This window comes from Pseudomonas sp. TJI-51 (assembly GCF_000190455.2).
GTDB lineage: Bacteria > Pseudomonadota > Gammaproteobacteria > Pseudomonadales > Pseudomonadaceae > Aquipseudomonas > Aquipseudomonas juntendi.
The window spans coordinates 312-18,893 of record NZ_AEWE02000077.1 but is presented as its reverse complement, the minus strand read 5'-3'; the positions used below and the strand labels follow the sequence as shown (position 1 = coordinate 18,893).

18 protein-coding genes are annotated in these 18,582 nt (G+C 63.7%); 6 read left to right on the top strand and 12 right to left on the bottom strand.

What is annotated here, in order from left to right; genetic code table 11:
- The first annotated feature begins 159 nt into the window (after positions 1 to 159).
- From G1E_RS16985 to G1E_RS16965, 5 genes are all read left to right on the top strand, one after another.
- Positions 160 to 1,653, top strand: a complete 1,494-nt coding sequence (locus tag G1E_RS16985; RefSeq protein WP_047149962.1) for an RNA polymerase factor sigma-54 — start codon at positions 160 to 162, stop codon at positions 1,651 to 1,653.
- Between the two features lie 79 nt (positions 1,654 to 1,732).
- Positions 1,733 to 2,041, top strand: a complete 309-nt coding sequence (hpf, locus tag G1E_RS16980) for a ribosome hibernation-promoting factor, HPF/YfiA family (RefSeq protein ID WP_003255135.1) — start codon at positions 1,733 to 1,735, stop codon at positions 2,039 to 2,041.
- A gap of 12 nt (positions 2,042 to 2,053) precedes the next feature.
- Positions 2,054 to 2,518, top strand: coding sequence for a PTS IIA-like nitrogen regulatory protein PtsN (gene ptsN / locus G1E_RS16975; protein ID WP_009683041.1), 465 nt, complete (start codon positions 2,054 to 2,056; stop codon positions 2,516 to 2,518).
- Between the two features lie 2 nt (positions 2,519 to 2,520).
- On the top strand, positions 2,521 to 3,375 hold the full coding sequence (rapZ, locus tag G1E_RS16970) for an RNase adapter RapZ (protein ID WP_009683042.1): 855 nt from the start codon (positions 2,521 to 2,523) through the stop codon (positions 3,373 to 3,375).
- Positions 3,376 to 3,394: 19 nt separating this feature from the next.
- Positions 3,395 to 3,667 carry an HPr family phosphocarrier protein gene (locus G1E_RS16965; protein ID WP_009683043.1) on the top strand — a complete coding sequence of 91 codons (273 nt, stop codon included), beginning with the start codon at positions 3,395 to 3,397 and terminating at the stop codon, positions 3,665 to 3,667.
- Positions 3,668 to 3,722: 55 nt separating this feature from the next.
- Here G1E_RS16965 and G1E_RS16960 read toward each other — a convergent pair whose 3' ends face one another.
- The 6 genes from G1E_RS16960 to pmbA all read right to left on the bottom strand — a co-directional run bounded on the left by G1E_RS16960 (position 3,723) and on the right by pmbA (position 9,076).
- Positions 3,723 to 4,616 (bottom strand): ZIP family metal transporter, encoded by an 894-nt coding sequence (locus tag G1E_RS16960; RefSeq protein WP_009683044.1) that lies wholly within the window; start codon positions 4,614 to 4,616, stop codon positions 3,723 to 3,725.
- Positions 4,617 to 4,627: 11 nt separating this feature from the next.
- Positions 4,628 to 5,239: a superoxide dismutase gene (locus G1E_RS16955; protein WP_009683045.1), complete on the bottom strand. Its 612-nt coding sequence runs from the start codon at positions 5,237 to 5,239 to the stop codon at positions 4,628 to 4,630.
- Between the two features lies 1 nt (position 5,240).
- The gene (locus G1E_RS16950; protein ID WP_029887552.1) at positions 5,241 to 5,702 is read right to left on the bottom strand and encodes a hypothetical protein; all 462 of its coding nucleotides are present in this window, start codon (positions 5,700 to 5,702) and stop codon (positions 5,241 to 5,243) included.
- 27 nt (positions 5,703 to 5,729) lie between these two features.
- Positions 5,730 to 7,106 carry a lyase family protein gene (locus G1E_RS16945; protein WP_009683048.1) on the bottom strand — a complete coding sequence of 459 codons (1,377 nt, stop codon included), beginning with the start codon at positions 7,104 to 7,106 and terminating at the stop codon, positions 5,730 to 5,732.
- On the bottom strand, positions 7,099 to 7,500 hold the full coding sequence (locus tag G1E_RS16940; protein WP_029887554.1) for a hypothetical protein: 402 nt from the start codon (positions 7,498 to 7,500) through the stop codon (positions 7,099 to 7,101). The genes G1E_RS16945 and G1E_RS16940 overlap by 8 nt, the downstream gene beginning before the upstream one ends.
- 229 nt (positions 7,501 to 7,729) lie before the next feature.
- Positions 7,730 to 9,076: a metalloprotease PmbA gene (gene pmbA, locus G1E_RS16935; protein ID WP_047149961.1), complete on the bottom strand. Its 1,347-nt coding sequence runs from the start codon at positions 9,074 to 9,076 to the stop codon at positions 7,730 to 7,732.
- A gap of 108 nt (positions 9,077 to 9,184) precedes the next feature.
- On the opposite strand from pmbA, the gene yjgA reads away from it, so the two are divergent.
- Positions 9,185 to 9,706, top strand: a complete 522-nt coding sequence (yjgA, locus tag G1E_RS16930; RefSeq protein WP_009683052.1) for a ribosome biogenesis factor YjgA — start codon at positions 9,185 to 9,187, stop codon at positions 9,704 to 9,706.
- A 114-nt stretch (positions 9,707 to 9,820) separates the two neighbouring features.
- Here yjgA and tldD read toward each other — a convergent pair whose 3' ends face one another.
- From tldD to mreD, 6 genes are all read right to left on the bottom strand, one after another.
- Positions 9,821 to 11,260 (bottom strand): metalloprotease TldD, encoded by a 1,440-nt coding sequence (tldD, locus tag G1E_RS16925; RefSeq protein ID WP_009683053.1) that lies wholly within the window; start codon positions 11,258 to 11,260, stop codon positions 9,821 to 9,823.
- 2 nt (positions 11,261 to 11,262) lie between these two features.
- Positions 11,263 to 12,114, bottom strand: a complete 852-nt coding sequence (locus tag G1E_RS16920) for a carbon-nitrogen hydrolase family protein (protein WP_009683054.1) — start codon at positions 12,112 to 12,114, stop codon at positions 11,263 to 11,265.
- A gap of 14 nt (positions 12,115 to 12,128) precedes the next feature.
- Positions 12,129 to 15,950, bottom strand: coding sequence for a YhdP family protein (locus G1E_RS16915; RefSeq protein ID WP_047149960.1), 3,822 nt, complete (start codon positions 15,948 to 15,950; stop codon positions 12,129 to 12,131).
- Between the two features lie 88 nt (positions 15,951 to 16,038).
- The gene (rng, locus tag G1E_RS16910; RefSeq protein ID WP_009683058.1) at positions 16,039 to 17,496 is read right to left on the bottom strand and encodes a ribonuclease G; all 1,458 of its coding nucleotides are present in this window, start codon (positions 17,494 to 17,496) and stop codon (positions 16,039 to 16,041) included.
- 54 nt (positions 17,497 to 17,550) lie between these two features.
- On the bottom strand, positions 17,551 to 18,189 hold the full coding sequence (locus G1E_RS16905) for a nucleoside triphosphate pyrophosphatase (protein WP_009683059.1): 639 nt from the start codon (positions 18,187 to 18,189) through the stop codon (positions 17,551 to 17,553).
- A gap of 32 nt (positions 18,190 to 18,221) precedes the next feature.
- A partial coding sequence (mreD, locus tag G1E_RS16900; RefSeq protein WP_009683060.1) for a rod shape-determining protein MreD occupies positions 18,222 to 18,582 on the bottom strand: 361 nt, incomplete at its 5' end.

Sequence of the window (18,582 nt, the reverse complement as noted above, 5' to 3'; positions counted from 1 at the left end):
GGGTACTGGCAACCTGCCCTGAAGCCGGGGTTAAAATTGTTACGTACTCTAGGCAAACGCTACAATTTAAGGCATAAAACTTGCTTGATCTGGCGCCCCGGCGCCCTCGTGTAGTGGATGGCGCATGCGCGCCGGCGAACAAGGTATTAAGCCCCAGCCATGAAACCATCGCTCGTCCTAAAAATGGGCCAGCAACTGACGATGACACCGCAGTTGCAACAGGCCATCCGCCTGCTCCAGCTTTCCACCCTGGACCTCCAACAGGAAATCCAGGAGGCGCTGGAGTCGAACCCGATGCTCGAACGCCAGGAAGACGGCGACGACTTCGACAACAGCGACCCGATGGCCGACAACGCCGAGAACAAGCCGGCCGCCGACGTTCAGGACAACAGCTTCCAGGAAAGCACGGTCAGTGCCGACAACCTCGAAGACGGTGAATGGAGCGAGCGCATCCCCAACGAGCTGCCGGTCGACACCGCCTGGGAAGACATCTACCAGACCAGCGCCAGCAGCCTGCCGAGCAACGATGACGACGAGTGGGACTTCACCACGCGGACATCGGCCGGCGAAAGCCTGCAAAGCCACCTGCTGTGGCAACTGAACCTGGCGCCGATGTCGGATACCGACCGCCTGATCGCCGTGACCCTGATCGACAGCATCAACGGCCAGGGCTACCTGGAAGACACCCTCGAAGAAATCTGCGCTGGCTTCGACCCGGAGCTGGATATCGAGCTGGACGAAGTCGAAGCGGTGCTGCACCGCATTCAGCAGTTCGAACCGGCAGGCGTCGCGGCACGCACCCTTGGCGAGTGCCTGTTGCTGCAACTGCGCCAACTGCCTGCCAGCACGCCGTGGCTGAACGAGGCGAAACGGCTGGTCTGCGATTTCATCGACTTGCTCGGCAGCCGCGACTACAGCCAGCTCATGCGGCGCATGAAAATCAAGGAAGACGAACTGCGCCAGGTGATCGAACTGGTGCAAAGCCTCAACCCGCGCCCGGGTTCGCAGATCGAGTCCAGCGAGCCCGAGTACGTGGTACCGGACGTGATCGTGCGCAAGGACAGCGACCGCTGGCTGGTGGAACTGAACCAGGAAGCCATCCCGCGCCTGCGCGTGAACGCTCAATACGCCGGCTTCGTGCGCCGCGCCGACACCAGTGCCGACAACACCTTCATGCGCAACCAACTGCAGGAGGCGCGCTGGTTCATCAAGAGCCTGCAAAGCCGCAACGAAACCCTGATGAAAGTCGCCACGCAGATCGTCGAGCATCAGCGCGGCTTCCTCGATCATGGCGACGAAGCGATGAAACCGCTGGTGCTGCATGACATTGCCGAAGCGGTGGGCATGCACGAGTCGACCATTTCCCGGGTGACCACGCAGAAATACATGCACACGCCCCGCGGCATCTACGAACTGAAATACTTTTTCTCCAGCCACGTCAGCACCTCCGAAGGCGGAGAATGCTCGTCTACAGCGATCCGCGCGATCATCAAGAAACTGGTTGCAGCGGAAAATCAGAAAAAGCCATTGAGTGACAGCAAGATCGCTGGTTTACTGGAGGCACAAGGCATCCAGGTGGCCCGCCGCACCGTCGCCAAGTACCGCGAGTCTCTCGGCATCGCACCGTCGAGTGAGCGCAAGCGACTGATGTAGCCCCTGAGATCTGCCATAGCGTTTGCGGGGCAGGTGCAAAACCTGCCTCTTTATGCACGGGCAACAAAGGAGAAGCTGTATGCAAGTCAATATCAGTGGACAGCATGTAGAAGTCACCCAGCCACTGCGCGATTACGTGCTGGAAAAGCTCGCCCGCGTGGAAAGTCATTTCGACAAGATCACCAACGTGCAGGTCATCATGAAGGTCGAGAAGCTGCAGCAGAAGGTCGAGGCGACCCTGCAGATTCCCGGCGGCGAAGTGGTAGCAAACGCCGAACACGAAGATATGTATGCAGCGATCGATGCCTTGGCCGACAAGCTCGACCGCCAACTGAAAAAACACAAGGAAAAACAGCAAAGCCTGCTGCAAGGTGCAGCTGCCCGCTGATCCCCCTCATCCATGATCCGACTTGAAACCATCCTGACCCCCGGCCGTTCCCTCGTGAACGTGCCGGGCGGCAGTAAGAAGCGCGCCCTGGAAAAGGTCGCCACCATCATCGCCGAACAAGTGCCGGAACTGGAGATGCAAGTCGTCTTCGAAAAGCTGGTCGCCCGGGAAAAACTCGGTTCAACCGGTTTCGGCAATGGCATCGCCATTCCGCACTGCCGGCTTGAAGGCTGCTCCGCGCCAGTCAGCGCCCTGCTGCACCTGGAAGCACCCATCGATTACGATGCCATCGATGGCGCGCCGGTAGACTTGCTGTTCGTCCTGCTGGTCCCTGAAGCCGCCACCGATGCCCACCTGGAACTGCTGCGCCAGATCGCCAGCATGCTCGACCGCAAGGACGTGCGTGATCGCCTGCGTTCGGCCACCAGCAACGAGGCCTTGTACCAGGTTGTCCTGGACGTACAGAACGAGCACTGAACATGCGCCTGATCATCGTCAGCGGCCGGTCTGGCTCCGGGAAGAGCACCGCCCTCGATGTCCTGGAAGACAACGGTTTCTATTGCATTGACAACCTGCCCGCCGGGCTGCTGCCGCAGCTCGCGGAAAATGCACTGATCAACACCGAACTGCTGCAGCCGAAAGTGGCAGTGTCGATCGACGCCCGCAACCTGCCCAGCCACCTGTCGCGCTTCCCCGAGCTGCTAGCCGACGCCCGTGCCCGCCACATCCAGTGCGATGTGCTGTACCTGGATGCCGATGAAGATACCCTGCTCAAGCGGTTTTCAGAAACCCGCCGCCGCCACCCGCTGACCAACGCCGACCGCTCGCTGGCAGAGGCCATCCGCGTGGAGAGCGAACTGCTGGGGCCGATTGCCGACCTGGCCGACCTGAAGATCGACACCACCAGCCTGAACCTCTACCAGTTGCGCGACACGATCAAGTTGCGCCTGCTCAACAAGCCCGAGCCTGGTACCGCATTCCTGGTCGAGTCATTCGGCTTCAAACGCGGCATGCCGGTCGATGCCGATCTGGTGTTCGACGTACGCTGCCTGCCCAACCCCTACTGGAAGCCCGAATTGCGTGAGCACTCCGGCCTGGAACAGCCGGTGATCGACTACCTGGCCGCGCAGCCAGACGTCGAGGACATGTTCAACGATATTTCCAGCTACCTGCTCAAGTGGCTACCCCGCTTCGCAGCCAGTAACCGTGCCTACGTGACCATTGCCATTGGCTGCACCGGCGGCCACCATCGTTCGGTGTACATCACCGAACGCCTCGGCCAGTTGCTGCAACAGTCCCTGAAAAACGTCCAGGTCCGCCACCGCGACCTCTAGCCCAAGGATCCGCCCCACGATGCCCGCCCGCGAAATCACCATCATCAACAAGCTGGGCCTGCATGCCCGGGCGGCAGCGAAGTTCGTCGGCGTGGCCGGCCGCTTTCCCTGCCAGGTGCGGGTCGGCCGCGCGCCGGACAAACTGGTAGACGGCAAAAGCATCATGGCCGTGATGATGCTGGCGGCTGGCAAGGGTACCCAGGTGCACCTGCATACCGAGGGTGAGCAGGACAACGATGCCATGGACGCGCTGGTCGAGTTGATCAACAACTACTTCGACGAAGGCGAGTAAGCCTCCAAGCCCTGCACCGCGCCCACAGTGTACACCCCTTCAACCTGACCAAAGATCAGGACAGCGCGGTATCCATCACCATCATCAGGCAGAAGCCGATGCACAGCCCCAGGCTGGCCAGCCGGTGATGGCCGTTGCTGCGCGATTCGGGGATGACTTCCTGGGTTACCACCAGCAGCATCGCGCCGGCTGCGCAGGCGAGCCCCAGGGGCAGCAGCAATTCGGCGACATTCACCAGCCAGGCACAGATCACCGCAGCCACAGGCTCGACCAACCCCGAAGCCGCGCCGATCATGAACGCCTTGAAGCGCGGCATGCCCGCCCCTGCCAACACCAGGGCAATCACCAGCCCCTCGGGCACATCCTGCAACGCGATGCCCATGGCCAGGCTGTCTGCGTCAGCCATGCCACCCCCGGCTGACACACCAATCGCCATGCCTTCGGGAATGTTGTGGGCAATGATGGCAATGACGAATAGCCAGATTCGCGCGGCGATCACCGGCTGCTGCGCACTGCCAACCAGCGCTTGCGGCGAGGCGTTGGAGACCTTGAGGTCGATAAGGAACAGGCACAACGCGCCGAACATCAAGCCGAAGCTGATCAAGCCACCCGCACCCCATGGGCTGAAGCCGATGGCCTGGGCCGCATCCAGCCCGGGCATGATCAATGAAAATGCCGTAGCCGCCAGCATGACCCCGGCGCCGAAGCCCAGCAAGGTGTCGGCCAACGCCACCGGCATATTACGGATTACCAACACCGGTACTGCGCCCAGCGCCGTGCCCAGCGCACACAAAGCGCCGCCCTCCAGGGCGCGCAGCATGCGCGGCGCCAAGTCCAGCCAGGCAAGACCGCGCGCCGCCAGCAGCGCGGTACCCGCCAGCAACAGCAAGGCACCCAGCGCCTGGCGAAACAGGCGCACACTGCTGACCGACATGACCTCTGAGCGCATACCGGTCCGACTCACTTCAGGGCTTCGAGATAGCGGTGTTGCACTTGCGCCCAGTCGATGACGTTGTAGAAGGCACCAATGTATTCCGGGCGGCGGTTCTGGTATTTCAGGTAATACGCATGCTCCCACACGTCCAACCCGAGAATCGGCGTGTTGCCATGCATCAGTGGGCTGTCCTGGTTGCCGCTGCTTTCCACGACCAGGGTTTTCTGCGGCGTTACGCTGAGCCAGGCCCAGCCGCTGCCGAAGCGGGTCAGGGCGGCCTTGGTGAAGGCTTCCTTGAACGCGTCGAAACCGCCCAGTTGCGTGGTGATGGCTTGTGCCAGCTCGCCCGTGGGCTCAACCCCGCCCTGCGGCGACATCACGGTCCAGAACAGGCTGTGGTTGGCGTGACCGCCACCGTGGTTGGTCACGGCGCCACGCAGCTGCTCCGGCAAGTCCCCGACCGCAGCGACCAGTTTTTCGACTGGCCACTCAGCCCACTCGGTGCCTTCGACGGCGGCGTTGAGGCCATTGACGTAAGTCTGGTGGTGCCTGGTGTGGTGGATCTCCATGGTCTGCGCGTCGATGTGCGGCTCCAGCGCGTCGTAGGCGTAAGGCAAAGCAGGCAAGGCATGGGGCATGTCAGTGAATTCCGTAGGCTTGAGTACTGGGTACCACGCCGGCCGGGGCAGCGAGTTCGCTGGCGCCGATGTTGTGGCGGTTGAGCAGGCGTTCGGTACGCGGGTACTGGCCGTACTCCGCGATGAAACCGAGCAGTTCGGTGTAGGTACGCCCACTGTGGCGCAGGGCTGCGTCCCGCAGCGCCTGTGGCAAGCGGGCTTGCTGGCTGGCCTGTAGCAGCCACTGGTGCGCTGCACAGAGGTAATCGGCACTTTCATGCGGCTGGTTCAGGCGCAGGTGCAGGTCGGCCAGGTTATGGTGAGCGACGACCAGGGCAGCCACCGCTTCGTCGACGTCATGCCAGCGCTCGAACAGCACCTGGGCCAGGGCCAGGGCTTGCAGGTAATGTTCCCGGGCATCGACCAGCTCGCCTTGTTCGAACAGGCGGTTGGCCAGTTCCATGGTGCGTTTCCAGTGCTGCATGTCTGTTTCCTCGGCGGTAAGGCAGTGTCAGATGCCGCCAGCGGTGAGTTTTTCCGGGTCCAGCAGCGTTTCCAGCTGGTCCCGCGACAGGTCGGTATGCTCCAGGGCGACATCAATGATCGGGCGACCTTGCTGGTAGGCGGTCTTGGCAATTTCAGCGGCCTTCAGGTAGCCGATGATCGGGTTCAGTGCAGTGACCAGGATCGGGTTGCGCGCCAGCGCCTCCTTCAGCTTGCCCTCGTTGACCTTGAAGCTGGCAATGGCTTTGTCGGCCAGCAGGCGGCTGACGTTGGCCATCAACTCGATGCTCTCCAGCAGGTTGCGTGCGATCAGCGGCAACATCACGTTCAGTTCGAAGTTGCCCGACTGCCCAGCCACGGCGATGGTGGCGTCGTTGCCGATGACCTGCGCGGCGACCATGGCCGTGGCCTCCGGGATGACCGGGTTGACCTTGCCTGGCATGATCGAAGAGCCCGGCTGCAGACCCTGCAGCTCGATTTCCCCAAGGCCGGCCAGAGGGCCCGAGTTCATCCAGCGCAGGTCGTTGGCAATCTTCATCAGTGCCACCGCTGTGGTCTTGAGCTGGCCGGACAGGGCTACCGCGGTATCCTGCGAACCGATCAGGGCAAACAGGTTGTGCCCCGGCGTGAACTGGACCTGGGTCAGGCCGCTGAGCTGGCGCGCGAAAGCGGCAGCGAATTGCGGGTGGGCATTGATGCCGGTGCCCACTGCGGTGCCGCCCTGGGCCAGCGCCTGCAGGCTTGGCAGGGTGGCTTCGATGTGCGCCTTGGCACCTTCGATCTGCGCTGCCCAACCGTCCAGCACCTGGCTCAGGCGCACGGGCATTGCATCCATCAGGTGGGTACGCCCGGTTTTCACATACTGATGCACCTGCCTGGACTTGGCCTCGATCACTTGCACCAGGTGCGCCAGGGCAGGCAACAGCTGCTCATGCACGGCGAGGGCAGCGCTGGCGTGAATGGTGGTGGGAATGATGTCATTGCTGCTCTGGCCGCAATTGACGTGGTCGTTGGCATTGACCGGCTCGCCGAGCACACGGCTGGCCAGGGTGGCGATCACCTCGTTCGCGTTCATGTTCGAGCTGGTGCCCGAGCCTGTCTGAAACACGTCGACCGGGAAGTGCTGGATGTAGTCCTGCGCCAGCAGCTGTTCCACCGCCTTGACGATGGCCTGCCCCTGGGCGGCGGACAGTTGCTCCAGCTCTACGTTGGCCTTGGCCGCAGCCGCTTTGGCCAGCAGCAAGGCACGAATGAACTGGGCCGGCATGCGCTGGCCGCTGATCGGGAAATTGTCGACCGCGCGCTGGGTCTGGGCGCCATACAGGGCTTGGGCCGGCACCTGCAATTCACCCATGCTGTCGCGCTCGATACGGGTATCACTCATCATCAAATCCTTGCATCAGTTCATCGGGAGAAATCGACGGCAGCAGGCTGCAGTTGGCCAACTGAATGGCGTAGGGCTGCCAACGCTGGTTCTGGGCCTGGCGGTCGAGGTTGCGCAGGTCCAGCAACGGCCGCCAGGCCTGGTCCAGGCACAGGCAGCGCCAGTGCCAGGGCAACATGCGGTCGCAGGCGGTGTCGAGCAGCAGGCGGAAGGAGGTCAACGCCACCGTCCATGGCGAGGTTTCGGTACAGCACACCAGGTAACGGCCTTCGGCCAGGTAGTGCTCGATCAGGCGCGGCTCGTCAGGTTCGAGCGCGCAGCGGATCCGGCGGCTGAGCCAGCGCCAGTTTTCCAGGTAGGGCAGTTCGCGGAGGACGGAATTCATGAACATCATCGCCGAGTTACTGGATAATGATATTCATTATTAATTGATAAATAGAATCACTTCAAGGGGAGCTGATGAAAGAAAAAACCCGGCGCGAGGGCCGGGTCTTGTATTCCACTGGAAATTCTTTATTGCCTGTACCGGCCTCTTCGCGGGCTTGCCCGCTCCCACAGGGGGTTGCATAGGCTTCAAGCTGTGGGAGCGGGCGAGCCAGCGAATGGGCCGTACAGGCAATGAATCAGCTACCTGCCACAGTCATCCGCTCGATCAGCACCGACCCAGTGTGGATATTGCTGCGTGTTTCAAGATCGCTACCAATCGCGACAATCTGCTGGAACATATCCTTCATGTTGCCGGCAATCGTCACTTCCTGCACCGCATGCTGGATTTCACCATTCTCGACCCAGAAACCCGCTGCCCCTCGGGAGTAATCACCCGTCACCATGTTCAGGCCATGGCCCATCAGCTCGGTCACCAAAAGCCCACGCCCCATACGCCGGATCAGGGCAGCCTGGTCCTCGACGCCGTGGCTGACGAACAGGTTGTGTACACCCCCCGCGTTGGCCGTGCTGGGCAAGCCCAGCTTGCGCCCCGAATAGGTACCCAGCAGATACGACACCAGCTCGCCTTTGTCGACGAACGGTTTAGCGTAAGTCGCCAGGCCGTCGGCGTCGAACGCTGCACTGGCCAGCGCGCGCGGAATGTGTGGGCGCTCGTCGAGCGTCAGCCAGGACGGGAACAGGCGCTGGCCGATGCTGCCTTCGAGGAACGACGACTTGCGGTACAGATTGCCGCCGGAGATCGCCGACAGAAAGCTGCCGAACAAACCGCCTGCCAGTTCTGCGGAAAACAGCACCGGCACTTCGCAGGTTGGCACCGGGCGCGCGCCGAGGCGACTGGCGGCCCGCTGCGCGGCCCGCACACCAATGCTGCGCGGGTCGGCCAGCAGGTTGCCCTGGCGGTTGACGTCATACCAGTAATCGCGCTGCATCTGCCCGTCGCCTTCAGCAATCATCACGCAGCTGAGGCTGTGCCGGGTCGAGGCGTAAGCACCGATGAACCCGTGGCTGTTGCCATACACGCGGCAGCCCTGGTGGGTGTTGAGGGTGGTGCCATCGGCATTGAGGATGCGCGGGTCGGCATCGAACGCCGCCGCTTCGCACGCCAGCGCCATCTCGATGGCTTTCTCGGGCTCGAGAGCCCAGTCGTGATACAGGTCCAGGTCCGGAATTTCCCGGGCCATCAACGCCGCGTCCGCCAGGCCCGAACAGTCGTCCTCGGAGGTGTGCTTGGCAATGGCCAGCGCTGCCGCGACGGTTTCCCGGATCGCCTCCGGGCCACTGGCCGAGGTACTGGCCGAGCCTTTGCGCTGGCCAACATAGAGGGTGATGCCAAAGCCCTGGTCGCGGTTGAATTCAACCGTTTCGACCTCGCGCTGACGTACCGTGGTGGACAGGCCCTGCTCCAGCGACACGGCCACTTCGCAGGCACTGGCCCCTTGGCGGCGCGCTTCGGCGATGATCGCCTCGACCTGCTCTTGCAATGCTGGCAGGTCTTTCGGACCTACGCTCTGGACTGCACTCATGGTTCTCTCCACTCAAATTCTGCGTTCGGCGAGGGTCATTCTACGACCGGGCCGGACAAGCGGCCCCCGACTGGTTATCATGGCGGCGATTTCTAGCGGACTGCCACCATGGTTGATTCAAACGACGACGCCTTCGACGGCGAAAAAAGCAAAACCCAGATCAAGCGCGAGCTGCATGCGCTGGTCGAACTCGGCGAGCGCCTGACTACGCTCAAGGCCGATACCCTGGCCCGCCTGCCGTTGACCGACGAGCTGCGCAAGGCCCTTGCCGAGGCCAGCAAGCACACTGCTCATGGTGCGCGTAAACGCCACATGTCGTTCGTCGGCAAGCTGATGCGCGTACAGGACCTGGATGCCATCCATGCCCTGCTCGAGCAGATGGACAGCTCGACTCGCCAGTACAACGAACGCTTCCACGGCCTGGAGCGCTGGCGCGACCGGTTGATCGACGGTAACGACGAAGACCTTGAACGCTTCGTCAACGAATACCCCGACACCGATCGCCAGCAACTGCGTTCGCTGGTGCGCCATGCCCAGCACGAGAAGGCGCGGAACAAACCGCCGGCCGCCGCGCGCAAGGTGTTCAAATACATCCGCGACCTCGACGAGTTGCAGCGCGGGTTGCGCTGACAGGCTGAGGCCCTGCGGGAGCGGGCGTGCCCGCGAAGCAGGCGATGCGGTGCCCGGCACCGGCTTCGCCGGTGCTGGCGGGCAAGCCCGCTCCCACAACGGCCCCCAAGGCCATCACGCGCCGGTACCGCCCACTGTGATCGCATCCAGCTTCAGGGTCGGCTGCCCAACCCCGACCGGCACCGATTGCCCGTCCTTGCCGCACGTCCCTACCCCGCTGTCCAGCGCCAGGTCGTTGCCGACCATCGACACCCGGCTCATCGCCTCCGGACCATTGCCAATCAAGGTTGCGCCCTTCACCGGTGCGGTAATCTTGCCGTCTTCGATCAGGTAGGCCTCGCTGGTCGAAAACACGAACTTGCCGCTGGTGATATCCACCTGGCCACCCCCGAGGTTGGCGCAGTAGATGCCCTTCTTCACCGAGGCGATGATTTCCTGCGGGTCGCTTTCGCCGGCACGCATGTAGGTGTTGGTCATGCGTGGCATCGGCAGGTGAGCGTAGGATTCGCGGCGACCATTGCCGGTCACTGCCATGCCCATCAGCCGCGCGTTCAGCTTGTCCTGCATGTAGCCCTTGAGCACACCGTTCTCGATCAGGGTGGTGCACTCGGTCGGCGTACCTTCGTCATCCACGCTCAGCGAACCGCGGCGGCCTTCCAGGGTGCCGTCATCGACGATGGTGCACAGGCTCGACGCCACTTTCTCGCCAACCCGGCCACTGAACGCCGAGCTGCCCTTGCGGTTGAAGTCACCTTCCAGGCCATGGCCGACCGCCTCGTGCAGCAGCACGCCCGACCATCCCGAGCCCAGCACCACTGGCAAGGTACCGGCCGGCGCCGGGATAGCTTCGAGGTTCACCAGGGCCTGGCGCAGCGCCTCACGGGCGTAGCCCATGACCCGCTCTTCGGTGAAGAAACGGTAGTCGGTACGCCCGCCACCACCCTGCCCGCCGCGTTCGCGACGGCCGTTCTGCTCAACGATGACGCTCACATTGAAACGCACCAGCGGCCGCACATCTGCAGCCAGGCTGCCGTCCGCTGCAGCGATGAGGATGCGCTCCCAGACCCCGGCCATGCTCACGCTGACCTGCTGGATACGCGGGTCAAGCGCGCGGGTCGCGGCATCGACACGCTTCAGCAACTCGACCTTTTCGGCACGGCTGAGCACATCGAGCGGGTTGTCCGCCGCATACAGGGCGGTCACCGACGGGCTGCGGAAGGCCTGCACGGTGCCGTTCTGCCCGGCGCGGGAAATCGAACGGGCGGCGCGCGCGGCCGACGTCAGCGCTTCAAGGTTGATGGCATTGCTGTAGGCGAAGCCGGTCTTTTCACCGGACTGGGCACGCACGCCCACGCCTTGGTCCAGGTTGAAGCTGCCCTCTTTGACGATGCCGTCTTCCAGCGCCCAGGTTTCCGAAATCTGGCCCTGGAAATACAGGTCGGCAGCGTCGATGCCGGGGCCGGCCAATTCACCGAGCACGCTTTGCAGGCTGTCCAGGGTCAAGCCGCCTGGGGCCAGGAGCTGCTCACTGACGGTGGATAACATCTGGCTCATAGTCACTCCAAGGTGGGCGCAGGCCGCAATGCGTCCTGCGAAAAAAAGCGCCGGTGCGATACCACCGGCATGCGCGCCCGGATGGACGCCTGTTCTTCAATGTCGCGCTCGGCAAGCAATACCGCTTCGCCTTGCGCCTGTTGTGCCACGATCCGCCCCCAAGGGTCGACGATCGCCGCATGGCCATGGGTTTCCCGTGGGCCTGGGTGGGTACCGCCCTGCGCTGCCGCCAACAGGTAGCACTGGGTCTCGATGGCCCGGGCGCGCACCAGCACGTCCCAGTGTGCTGCGCCGGTTACCGCAGTGAAGGCCGCCGGTGCGCTGATCAGTTCCGCGCCAGCGGCACGCAACGCGCTGTACAACTCTGGGAAGCGCAAGTCGTAACATACGCTCAACCCCAGCCGCCCGACCGGCGTGTCCGCCACCACCACGTGTGCGCCATGGGCAAAATCATCCGATTCACGGTAGCGGCCGCGGTTATCGGCAACGTCCACGTCGAACAAGTGCAGCTTGTCATAGCGCGCAGCCACTTCACCGTGCTCATCGATCAGCAGCGAGCAGGCATGTGCCTTTGCGTCGGGCTGGCCGACCGGTGGCAAGGGCATGGTACCGGCGACTATCCATAACCTGAGGTCGCGGGCGGTACGTTTCAACCATGGCAGGATAGGCCCGTTCCCCGATGCCTCGGCTCGGCCGATGGCAGCGGCGTCCTTGCGGCCCATGGCAGCGAAGTTTTCCGGCAGCACCGCCAGCCGCGCACCACCCTGTGCAGCTTGCTCCAGCAAGGCACAGGCACGCTGCAGGTTGGCCAGCACGTCGTCCTGGCTGACCATCTGGATCACCGCTGCCTTCATGGGCACTCCTGGCACTATTTCTCGAAGGGTTTCACAAAGGTGATTCTAGGCTCTTTCCACGGCCCTTCGACACGGTAATGCACGCTGGCAAAACGCGAGACGCGGTCACCGATCAGCCGGTCGACCAGGAACAACGCCCCGCCCACGGCTGGCGCCCCCACGATCAACGCGGCCAACGGCAGGTTGTTGGTCACCGGCAGGCTCACCTGCAGGTTGGCATTGACCTGGTCACGTACCAGGTCCAACGTGCCCTCCAGCTCGAAGCTGCTCGACGGGCCGGTCATGGTGATCGGTTCGCGGGTCACGTACACGCCATTGCTGGCCGCCAGCAGGCCTTTGACCCGGTCATAGGCCAGGCCTTTGTCGAACAGGTCGGAGAAGTCCAACCGCAGGCGTCGGCCAATCGAATTGAAGTTGAGCAGGCCAAAGACCCGCAACGCCTGGGCACTGCCATCGACCTCGACGAACTGGCCAGACCGCAACGCCGCGTCCATGCTGCCCGAGAAGCGCGTCAGGCTGACGGCAGCCGGCGAGCCTGGCCAGCGGCCGTCCACGTCCAGGCGGAAGTCGCGGCTGGTGACGGTCGGGGCAAAGCCCCAGGCCTTGAGCACGTTGCCCAGGTTCTTGCCTTGCAGGCGGCCTTTGTACCAGCTGCTGGTCTTGCCCGTTTCGCCCTCCCAGCCACCGCCACCGCCAATGCGCAGGCCCTTGAAGTCAAGAGCGATATCGCTGGCGGCAACCCCGCGTGCAGTGGGCCGCAGCTTGATCGAAGCGCTGCCGAACAGGTCGTCACCGCGGTACAGCTTGTCGATGCTCAGGTCCAGCGCCGGGACTTTGCGTGGGTCGAAGGTGGCAAGCGGGTCCGGCCCATCTTCGGCGCGCTCCTGGGCTTGTTTTTCCGCAGGGCTGGGCGCTGGCAGCCGCAGCGTCTGCAGGCGCACGACCATCGGCGCACCCTTAGCATCCGGCACGCGGGCATCGCCGATGACTTCCTGGCTGTCGAGGCGCAGGTCCCAGGCGGGGCCGCCTCGGCTCAACCGTACCAGGGCCTGGTTCAGCTCGGTGCCAAACGCCTTGAGCTGGCCAATGCTCAGGTCCACGCTTTGCAGCATCTGCCGCGCACTGCCACCTGGGTCGTCTCCGCCCAGCCGTGAGGCCTGCTGTTGCCAAGGGGCCAGGTCCAGCGTTTCCAAGCGCCCACGCACGCGCAGGCCCTGTGCAGCGGGCAGTTGGGCGTCACCGGTGCCCAGCAACAACTCGCCCCGGCCTTGGCCGAGCTTGTCGGCCGGCGCGGCGTAGGCAGCACGGGCAAGGTCACCGTAGCCGGCGTCGAAACGCCGCTCCGGGCCCTGTAGCGTCATGCTGAAGCGGCTGTCGCGGGTTTCCGCGGCCGCCTTGCCGAATGGCGCTGGCAAGTCGACCGCCAGCCCCTTGAGGTTGGAGTTGACGCTCAAACGATTGTCGCGGCTGCCCAGGCTCAGTTGCAACTGGTAAGGCAGGTCGCCGGAAGCCGGCAGGGCTTGCTTGAACTGCAGCCAGTCGGTCAACGCCTTGAGCGCTACCTGGCCATTGGCATCGATGCGGGTCTGCATCTGCCCGGGTTGGCCCTCGGCCGTTATCTGCGCCGTGACGGGCTTGCCGAAGGCCTGCAGGCTGATGCCCTTGCCGCTGAGGCCTTTGTCGAAATCGAAGCTGAAGTCACCTTTCAAGCGGCTCAGCTCAAGGGTGGGCGGGGCGACCTTCAGGCGCGCGTCATGGGTGGCGAAGTCTACCTGCACTTTGGGCCGCTGTCCGTGAGCCAGCGGGATATCGAGCTTGAGCTTACCCTTCAGCGGCCCTTCACCCTCCCAATCGGCGAAGATCTCACCGGTGCCGATAGGCGCTTGCTTGAGGATCTTCAGGCCATCACCCAGGCTGCCATCGAAATTGCCCGTCAGGAACAGGTGGCTCTGCTGGCCCTCGTCGACATGCGGGATGTCGACGTCGACGTCACTGACCTGGGTGTCCAGCAGCACCCCGCGCCGGGCCTTGACCCGCACGCCGCTGTCCTCGATGAAGACGTCGCCATCCACATGCTGGACTTGCGGCCAGCCCGGCTGGAAGTCCAGTGCGGCGTCATGCACCTTGAAGAACAGGCTGATACTGCGTGCCTCTGGCGCCGCGCCATGGTTCAGCGAGCCCTGGTACTGGAAATAGCCTTCGTCCACCGCGCCCTTGACGATGGCGCTGCGCAGCCACTCGTCGAGGGCCGGGCTGAGCACTTCGGGCAGATACTTGGCGGTATAACGGCCATCGCCGTCGGTCAGGCCGACGCGCAGGTCCATGTAGTCCTCGCGGCCTTCCTCGAACAGCAGGCGAATCAGGAAATCGCCGGCAATCTTGCCTTCTTCGCCCAGCACCTTCAGGTAGGGCGCGACAAGGGTGAAGCCCTGCTTGTCCAGCACCCAGGTCAAGCGCGCGTTGGCCTTCTGGTAGTGCCAGGGTTTGGCGAAGATCGGGTACAAGTGCAGCATGAAGGCTTCAGTGTCCAGGCGCAGCTCGCCGTGGCCCAGGTCGCCACTGATACTGCCGCTGACGTTACCCGCAGCCGGGGCACTGTGATAAGCATTGAAACCGACCTTGTCCAGGTTGGCCTCGAACTGCAGGCGCTGGTCGCCTTCGGCCTTGGGCCGGGCCTGCAGCCGCACGTTGCGCAGACCACCGGTCACCTTCAGGCCAGTGACCGCCGCCATGGCCGCGTCGGGTAGCGGTGCCAGGGCCTCGATCAGCGGGGTCAGGGGCGTGAGGTCGAGCCGGTCGGCCTGCACCTGCCAGCTCTCATCGGCCGCCTGCTCACCGGGGCGCTGCTGCACCTGCAGGTGCGTCTCCCAACGGCTTTTACCGAGGTCCATGGCCAGCGAGTCGACCACAACGTCGAAGCCCTGGTCGCGGCGCTGGAACCAGGCGCCCATGGCCAGGTTGCTCAACATGGCGGCCTTGCGCCCGCTGTAGGCGCCTTTGAGCTCAGGGGCATTGAGCCGCACCACGGCCTTCTGCAACTGCCCCTTGCCCCAATCGACCCAGAACTCGCCGCCTGCACGCAGTGCGTCGGCATGCCATTGGCCCAGCAGGCTGGGCGGCAACCACTGCGACCAGTCGCTTTGCGGCAGGCTCAGGTAGGCCTCGACCTGGCCGTCACGCCAAGCCTCGGCAGAAACACGACTGCGCAGGTTCATCGCCAGCGGCTGGCCATCGGGCAGCGTCGCCCGCAGGTCCAGGGCCTGCCGCGAGGGGCCGGCCTGCAAGCCGGCACTCACATACGTCAGGGTCAGCGGGTCACGCTGCCACGGGTGCAAGGTGACCTGGCTGTCGAACACATCGACGCGGCCCAGTTGGCGCAGGCGCTGCAGCAACTCGGCAGGGTTCAGCGGCGTATCGTCCTGCTGCGGCAGGCCCTCAAGGTTCCAGGCGCCCTGCCCGTTCTCGCGCACGATCAATTGCAGGCCACCGAGCTGGATACGCGACAGGCGTACCTCACGCGCCAGCAGGCTGGCCCATACATCAGGCACGACCATGACCTCATCCAGGCGCAACGCCTTGGCACCTTCGCCCAGTTGCAGGTCGCGCACCCGCAATACCGGCGCCAGGCCGCTCCAGCGCCCCTCCAGGGCGCCCACATGTACCGGCATGCCAAGCGCTTGCTCGGCCTTGCTCTGCACGTCGGCACGGTACTCGGCTACCAGGGGTATCAATGCACGGCCGAGGCTGACATACAGCGCCACCAATACCGCCAACAAGGCGCATATGCCCAGCCCCCAACGGGTCAAGGCAACAAGAACGCGGGTCAGACGTCCCATGGCCGTGGCCCTCCAAGTCGTTTATCCATGATGGCCCGTCGCACGGGTTTCGCCAGCGCGACGAGGCAGCGACGTGTTGCTGAGGGCCTCAGAGCAGCACCACGTCGTATTGTTCCTGCGAATACATCGACTCGACCTGGAAGCGAATGGTTCTACCGATGAAGGCTTCCAGTTCGGCAACGTTGCCCGACTCTTCGTCCAGCAGGCGGTCAACCACCTTCTGGTTGGCCAGCACACGGTAGCCTTCGGCCTGGTAAGCACGGGCCTCACGCAGAATCTCGCGGAAAATTTCGTAACAGATGGTCTCGGGGGTTTTCAGCTTGCCACGCCCCTGGCAAGCCAGGCAGGGCTCGCACAGCACCTGCTCCAGGCTTTCGCGCGTGCGCTTGCGGGTCATCTGCACCAGGCCCAGCTCGGTGATGCCGATGATGTTGGTCTTGGCATGGTCGCGTTCCAGCTGTTTTTCCAGGGTGCGCAGAACCTGGCGCTGGTGCTCTTCATCTTCCATGTCGATGAAGTCGATGATGATGATGCCGCCGATGTTGCGCAGGCGCAGCTGCCGGGCGATGGCGGTAGCGGCCTCGAGGTTGGTCTTGAAGATGGTTTCTTCAAGGTTGCGATGCCCAACGAAAGCCCCGGTGTTGACGTCGATGGTGGTCATCGCCTCGGCCGGGTCCACCACCAGATAGCCACCCGACTTGAGCGGCACCTTGCGCTCCAGCGCGCGCTGTATTTCGTCCTCGACGCCATAAAGATCGAAGATCGGCCGCTCGCCAGGGTAGTGCTCGAGGCGGTCGGCGATTTCCGGCATGAGTTCGCTCACGAACTGCATGGTTTTCTGGAAGGTTTCCCGCGAGTCGATGCGGATCTTCTCGATCTTCGGGTTGACCAGGTCACGCAGGGTTCGCAGGGCCAGGCCCAGGTCTTCGTAGATGACCGTCGGTGCACCGCAGGTCTTGATCTGGCTGCCGATTTGCTCCCACAGGCGGCGCAGGTAGCGGATGTCCTGCAGGATTTCCTCGGCCCGCGCGCCTTCGGCGGCAGTGCGCAGTATGAACCCGCCGGCATCCTTGATGTTCTCGCTCTCCATGCAGTTGCTGACCACCTGCTTGAGGCGCTCACGCTCGGCTTCATCTTCGATCTTCAGGGAAATGCCAACGTGGCTGCTGCGCGGCATGTACACCAGATAACGCGAAGGGATCGACAACTGCGTGGTCAGGCGCGCGCCTTTGGTGCCAATCGGGTCCTTGGTCACTTGTACCACCAGCGCCTGGCCCTCGTGCACCAGCGCCGTGATGTTCTCGACCGCCGAGCCTTCGCGCTGGGAAATTTCCGAAGCATGGATGAACGCCGCGCGTTCCAGGCCAATGTCGACGAAGGCGGCCTGCATGCCTGGCAGCACACGCACCACCTTGCCCTTGTAGATATTGCCGACGATGCCACGGCGCTGAGTGCGCTCGACGTGCACTTCCTGCAGCACCCCGTTTTCCACCACCGCCACGCGTGACTCCATCGGGGTGATGTTGATCAGGATCTCTTCACTCATGGCAGGCTCTCGTCAAAAGTTTCTTGTAATGATGGATGGCGAAGGCAGAGCTGGCTACCGCGGGTTTGTTACCTCTGTTGCAGGCACGAGCGGCTGCCAGCAGGCAATGCCGAACTGGCCCAGCAATTCTGCGGTTTCACACAGCGGCAAACCGACCACTGCCGAATAGCTGCCGGCCAGGCCGGTGACGAACACCGCACCCAGGCCCTGGATGGCATAACCGCCTGCCTTGTCCGCCGGCTCGCCGCTGGCCCAGTAACGTTGCGCTTCGTCGGCACTGATCGGGCGAAAATGCACGCTGCTGGTCACGCACAGGCTGCGCACGCGCAGGCCATCGGTCAAAGCGACGGCGGTCAGCACCTGGTGCTCGCGGCCAGCCAGATCAGCCAGCATGGCCAAGGCATCTTCGCGGCTTTGCGGTTTTCCCAGAATACGCCCCTCGAGCACCACTGCCGTGTCTGCACCAAGCACCACAGCACGGCGCTCGGGGGCCGTGGCGTTGTCGGGGTGGGCGAGGCAGGCCAGGCCGGCGGCAGCCTTGGCCCGGGCCAGACGCTCGACGTAAGCCTGGGCGCTTTCATCGGCCAGCGGGGTTTCGTCGATGGGGGCGCTGATGACGCTGAACGGCACGCCGATCTGGGTCAGCAATTCACGGCGGCGAGGCGAGCCGGAGGCCAGGTAAAGCGGGTTCATGCAGACATCTCCCTGTCAGCGGCGCATCGCCGTCAGTTGATACGCAAGCGGCGACGCAGGTCGCGCAGGGCGAAACTGATCCACGGCCAGAGCAAGGCGCTGATCACCGCCGACCAGACCAGTGCCAGGGTGGGCAGACGGTTGCCGGTCAGGGCGCTAAGCCACAGCTGGATCAGCTGGGCAATGCCGAAGATCACCAGAATGACCAGGCTTTGCTGCCACATGGGGAACATGCGCAGGCGCTGCTGCAAGGACAGCACCAGGAAGGTGATCAGGGTAAGGATCAGTGCGTTCTGCCCGAGCAAGGTGCCGTACAGCACATCCTCGGCCAGGCCCAGCACGAACGCTGTGGTCATGCCCACCTTGTGCGGCATGGCCAGGGTCCAGAACGAA